6 protein-coding genes are annotated in these 5,400 nt (G+C 35.5%); 4 read left to right on the top strand and 2 right to left on the bottom strand.

Translation table 11 applies throughout. The features are described 5' to 3' along the window. Window positions 1–564: phosphoribosylanthranilate isomerase (locus AB1397_02640; GenBank protein MEW6481889.1), on the bottom strand; the 564-nt coding region annotated here is incomplete at its 3' end. A 303-nt stretch (window positions 565–867) separates the two neighbouring features. Between AB1397_02640 and AB1397_02635 the strand changes: the two genes are divergently transcribed. From AB1397_02635 to AB1397_02620, 4 genes are all read left to right on the top strand, one after another. Beyond that, the gene (locus tag AB1397_02635) at window positions 868–2,295 is read left to right on the top strand and encodes a class II fructose-bisphosphate aldolase (GenBank protein MEW6481888.1); all 1,428 of its coding nucleotides are present in this window, start codon (window positions 868–870) and stop codon (window positions 2,293–2,295) included. Beyond that, complete coding sequence (locus AB1397_02630; GenBank protein ID MEW6481887.1) at window positions 2,271–2,411, top strand: hypothetical protein; 141 nt, start codon at window positions 2,271–2,273, stop codon at window positions 2,409–2,411. The genes AB1397_02635 and AB1397_02630 overlap by 25 nt, the downstream gene beginning before the upstream one ends. A 221-nt stretch (window positions 2,412–2,632) precedes the next feature. Continuing rightward, entirely contained in the window at window positions 2,633–2,905 is a 273-nt protein-coding gene (locus tag AB1397_02625; protein ID MEW6481886.1) for a hypothetical protein, read from the top strand. Beyond that, window positions 2,895–4,049: an ABC transporter permease gene (locus AB1397_02620; GenBank protein ID MEW6481885.1), complete on the top strand. Its 1,155-nt coding sequence runs from the start codon at window positions 2,895–2,897 to the stop codon at window positions 4,047–4,049. The genes AB1397_02625 and AB1397_02620 overlap by 11 nt, the downstream gene beginning before the upstream one ends. Before the next feature lie 211 nt (window positions 4,050–4,260). Here the strand turns inward: AB1397_02620 and AB1397_02615 are convergent, their stop codons facing one another. Beyond that, the gene (locus AB1397_02615) at window positions 4,261–5,277 is read right to left on the bottom strand and encodes an ABC transporter permease (GenBank protein MEW6481884.1); all 1,017 of its coding nucleotides are present in this window, start codon (window positions 5,275–5,277) and stop codon (window positions 4,261–4,263) included. Window positions 5,278–5,400: the final 123 nt, after the last annotated feature.

Here is a 5,400-nt window from a genome sequence, read left to right as displayed (position 1 = left end):
TATTACAAAGTCCTCCATCTTCTTATGGTCTTTTTTCGCTGGGTTTTCCTCAATCCCTGAGCTTACATCAACCGCATAGGGTGAAACAATTTCTATTGCCTCTCTGATATTTTCTGGGTTAAGCCCACCCGATAAAATAACCCTTCCCTTTTTTGCTAATTGCTTTCCAATTTCCCAATGGGGCTTTTCTTTTTTATCAATAAGCCAGGTTATCCCTCTGTATTTCTCTATCTTTTCTATATCTTTATCGCCCTCTATCCTAAATGCCTTAATAACCCTGGGAAATTCAAGGCAATAGGAAAATGGCTCATCTCCATGTAATTGGACAATATCTATTCCGCAATATGCCACAATCTTTTTTATCTCTTGGATGTCAGTATCAACAAAGACGCCAACCGTTGTGGTAAATGGAGAAATTTCTTTTATTATTTCTTTTGCCCTTTCTGGCTCTATAAACCTTGGAGAGCCTTTATAAAATATAAAACCTAAGGCATCTACGCCAAGTTTTATCGCAAGCTCTACATCCCCTTTCTCTCTTAACCCACATATTTTAATCTTTGGCATAGCAAAATAAAAACTTAAACTAAAAAACTTAATCTTCAACCTAGGGCTTTGGCCATTAAGCCAATTTATTTAGCCCCTTTTTTAAGGCTCCTGCCTTTAAATTTATACTTTTCCTTACGATTAATTCATCAGAGGGGTTGAATGTCCAAATTACCACCCAATTCTTCTTTCTCTTTTAAGATATGCTTTTCTTTCTGTTTAACTAAAGATGCTTGCATAGATTATAAATTATAGATAGAAACTTGACAACAAACTTTTGCAAGAAAATTTTTCAAGAAATTTTTTATTGTTATAAAAAAGGTAATGGACAAAAATATTTCTTTTAAGGTATACTTTGTAATTATGAATAAAACCTACGATAAAAAAGGATTTTTAGAGGCTATTTTAGGGAAAATAGGGATAAAAGGGGAAAGGGCAACTGTTTTGGATATTGAAGCCATAAGGAATGAGCTCATTGATTCCCTTGTCTATAACAGCCTCTTTAATGAAGACACCTCAATAAAAAGTGCATCTCGGTGGCTTATCAGGGAGATAGGTTATAACCTTGGAATAATCCCATCATCCATATATCCATTCTATGCTGAAAAGGGTGAAGGGAAATTTCCAAACATTACTGTTCCTGCAATTAATATCAGGGGCCTTACCTATGATACAGCAAGGGCTGTATTCTCTGCTTCTAAAATTGCTAATTCCTTTCTCTTTATCTTTGAGATTGCAAGGAGTGAGATGGAATATACCGAGCAGTCAGGCGATGAATATGCTACATCAATTATAGGGGCAGGGATAAAGGAGGGTATATCTTTTCCCGTATTTATTCAGGGAGACCACTTCCAGATAAGAAGGAAAATTCCACAGGATATAGAGAATGTAAAGGCTTTAATAAAGGATGTAATCGAGGCTGGATTTTACAATATAGACCTTGATACATCTGTTCTGGTTGACCTTTCCCAGCCAAATGTTTATGAGCAGCAAAGGAATAATTTTACATCTGCCGCAGAGCTTACAGAATATATAAGAAAGATTGAGCCAAAAGGGATAAATGTCTCTTTGGGTGGAGAAATAGGTGAAATAGGGGGGAAAAATTCAAACGAAGAGGAGCTAAGGGAATATATGAGGGGCTATCTTGAAGAAATTAAAAAGCGTGGGATAAATATCGGCATTTCAAAAATGGCGGTTCAAACAGGCACGGTTCATGGAGGAATTCCCCTTCCCTCTGGCGGCGTAGCTGATGTAAAGCTTGATTTTAATACATTAGATGTCCTCTCAAGGGTTTCAAAGGAATATAAGCTGGCTGGCACTGTCCAGCATGGTGCATCAACCCTTCCTCTTGAGCTCTTCAATAAATTTCCAGAAACAGATGTATGTGAGGTTCACCTTGCCACAGAATTTCAGAATATGGTCTATAACCTTATCCCAGATGACTTTAGGGAAAAAATTTATAGCTACCTAAAGGAAGCCTGCAAGAAAGAGATGAAGGAGGAAGAGACAGAAACCCAATTTCTCTACAAAACAAGGAAAAAGGGCTTTGGCCCATTTAAAAAGGAATTCTTTGAGCTAGATGAGGAGATAAAGAAAAATATAAGGGAAAAATTAAGCGAGAAATTTTTAGAAATCTTTAAGCTGCTTAAGGTAGATAATACAGACAAACTTACCTCTCTTTTCAAACCCCTCTATTATCCAAAACCCTTTCCAGAAATACTTAAACAATGGGAAGAATTGTTACCTCATTAAGGATTACTAATGCAGTAAATCCAGAAAAATCTCTCCAGTGCGATGCTCTGGTAGATACAGGTGCAGCTTATATGATTCTTCCAAGTGTATGGAAAGAAAGGCTAGGAGAATTATAGTTAATTCCATAACGCTTTACAAAATGTATGTGTTTAGATAATCTTAAGGAAAACTTTATAAAATTATGAATTTTGAATGTTGAATTTTGAATTAAAAGGGAAAAAATTTTATAAAACTTAAACCTTCAATTCAAAATTCAAAATTTAGAATTCAAAATTTCTTAAAAGGTGGATGAATTTTTAACAGATAAACACAACCCTATCTATTTTTGCACTAAGTAATGGAAGATACTATAAATTTAATTGAAGAGGTAGAATTAGAAACAGCTACTCAAGCTACAATTAAGGGTAAAATTTATGGCCCTGTAGAGATTCAAATAGAGGGATTTCGGAAGATTTACAGCGAGGTTGTTTTTGTGGATATGGAACCAGAAGATGGCTTTTATGAGCCTTTAATAGGCTATATAGTCCTTGAGCAGTCTCAAGCTGCTGTTGATATGCTAGGAGATCGCCTTCTCCATATAAAGAGAATGGACTTGAAATTTGGATTTTAGATTCCTCATTGCCTTAAGAAATATCTTTGGAAAAAAAGGGGAAAGAATCTTTTTTATTATTAGCCTTATTTCCATTTTCTTAATCGCCCTTGGTGTTTCCTCTTTAATTGTTGTCTTGGGCGTAATGAATGGGTTTGAAAGAGAGCTTAAAAAAAGGATTGTGGGAACATCCCCCCATATTAGAATAACCCATATTGAGAACTACATTGAGAATTACGAGGAAATCTTGCAAAGAATAGAGGATCTTAAGATTACAAGCATCTTTCCCTATATTGAACAAAAGGCAATATTTAAGGGAAAAACAGCATCGGGCGGGATTGTTTTAGGTCTGGATAAACCAGAGGGAATAGAGATAAGTGGAGAGAATTTAAAAGATGAAAATTCTATTCTTCTTGGAAATGAGCTTGCCTTTAATATCCAAGCTAATATTGGCGACTCTGTTTCTTTAATTACAGCAAAGGACCTGGCAATGCCAAAGGCTTTTGATTTTAGGGTTTGTGGAATCTTTACCTCGGGAATGTATGATGTAGATAGCTCTATTTCCTATATAACCCTATTCTCGGCAAAGAGAATCTTTGGAATTGAGGGTGTCTCTGGGATAGGGATAAAATTATCGGATGTCTCAAAAGCAGAGGAGGTAAAGGAGAGGCTGTGTAGAATGCTACCAAAGGAGCTTTTAATAAGGACATACAATGAGCTTAATAAAAGCCTCTTTGATGCAATAAGGCTTGAGAAAAAGGTAATGGCAATTATCCTCTTAATTATCCTTTTGGTTTCTTTATTTTCCCTCTTTTCTTTATTAACCATAACCATTATAAGGAAAAAGAGGGAAATTGGGATATTGAGGCTACTTGGAGCAGGAAAAGCCTCAATTGCCTTGATCTTCCTTATTGAGGGAGGAATAATTGGTTTTTTGGGAACAACCATGGGAACCTCTTTTGGGCTTTTAATTGGAAAGTTTATCCCCTTTCTTATTAAGCTTCCAGGGGATGTCTATTATATCTCCTCCCTTCCCTTTGCCATTTCTACACATTCTATTCTCTGGATTTCTTTTTCTTCCTTTATTCTTTCTATTATTTTTTCTGTGTATCCAGCCCTCTTTGCCTCAAAAATTTCCCTTTCTGATGCATTAAGGGAGGAATAAGGATTATATAGTTAATTCCATAACGCTTTATAAAATTTTGAATTTTGAATGTTGAATTTTGAATTAAAAGGGGAAAAATTTTATAAAACTTAACCTTCAATCCAAAATTCAAAATTTAGAATTCAAAATTTCTTAAATAAACATAAACCCTATCTATTTTTGCACTAAGTGAGGGAAGATCCTTTCATAAAGGTATTTTTTCTTACCTTTCTTAAAATATAGCCCTTGGGTCAAAGGCATCCCTTAAGCCATCAGATAAAAGGTTAAATGACAGGACAGAAACAAAGATAAGAAAGCCCGGTGATAATATCCAAAAGCAGGAGGATAAAACAGAATAATCCATTGCCCGAGAGAGCATATTTCCCCAAGAGGGCCAGGGCTCATTTATTCCAAGCCCGATCATAGATAGGGCAGATTCTGAAAGGATATATGATGGAATAGAGAGTCCTGCAGCGACAATGACATATGAAAGGGTATTTGGAAGGATGTGGGAGAGAATTATCCTTAAAGATGATGCACCCAATGCCTTTTCTGCCAGGATAAACTCCTTTTCCCTTATTGACAAAACCATCCCCCTTATTATCCTTGCAATCCCTCCCCATTCAATGAAGCTTAAGATTACAACAATCATAATATAAACCTGGTAGGAGGGAAGGTCTAAAGGGAATATTGCCCTTAAGCTAAGCAACAAATAAAAGGCGGGAAAGCTCATAATAAGTTCAACAGTTCTCATAATTGCTGTATCTATCCATCCTCCAAAATAGCCTGATATGCCTCCCATAAGAAGGCCTAATGAGAAGGAAATAAGGACGCCAATTATGCCAATAGATAATGAGATTCTTGCACCATATATAAGCCTTGATAATATATCCCTTCCATTCCAATCAGAGCCTAAAAGATAAAGCATTGCAGGTTCTTCTACCCCAAATAGCCTTCCTTTAAAGAATAGCTTTAGAAAATAGGGCTTTGTTTTGTCGGGAAGCCATACCCTCTTGTAATTCTTCCAAGTCATTTTATATTCATAGACAAAGGGAAATGTTATTTTTCCATCTTTAATAAAATAAATTTTAACAGGTGGATGGTATGCTTTATCCCTTTTTTCATAGTCATAATGATAGCAAGCAAAGAAATCGGCGAATATGGCAAGGATGTAGAGAAAGCCAAGGATTCCTAAAGAAATCATTGCCAATCTATGTCTTATAAGCCTCTTTAGGGAAAGAAGAAACATATAGTATCTTCCATCACTTAGTGCAAAAATAGATAGTGTGTGTTTATCTGTTTAAAAATTCATCCACCTTTTAAGAAATTTTGAATTCTAAATTTTGAATTTTGAATTGAAGGTTAAGTTTTA

Source organism: bacterium (assembly GCA_040756715.1).
Classification (GTDB): Bacteria; UBA9089; UBA9088; order UBA9088; family UBA9088; genus JBFLYE01.
This window is presented reverse-complemented; position numbering and strand designations above follow the sequence as displayed.

Coding starts and splice junctions, on each gene's coding strand:
- AB1397_02635 (MEW6481888.1), top strand. CDS start 868: ATGGACAAAAATATTTCTTTTAAGGTATACTTTGTAATTATGAATAAA.
- AB1397_02630 (MEW6481887.1), top strand. CDS start 2,271: ATGGGAAGAATTGTTACCTCATTAAGGATTACTAATGCAGTAAATCCA.
- AB1397_02625 (MEW6481886.1), top strand. CDS start 2,633: ATGGAAGATACTATAAATTTAATTGAAGAGGTAGAATTAGAAACAGCT.
- AB1397_02615 (MEW6481884.1), bottom strand. CDS start 5,277: ATGTTTCTTCTTTCCCTAAAGAGGCTTATAAGACATAGATTGGCAATG.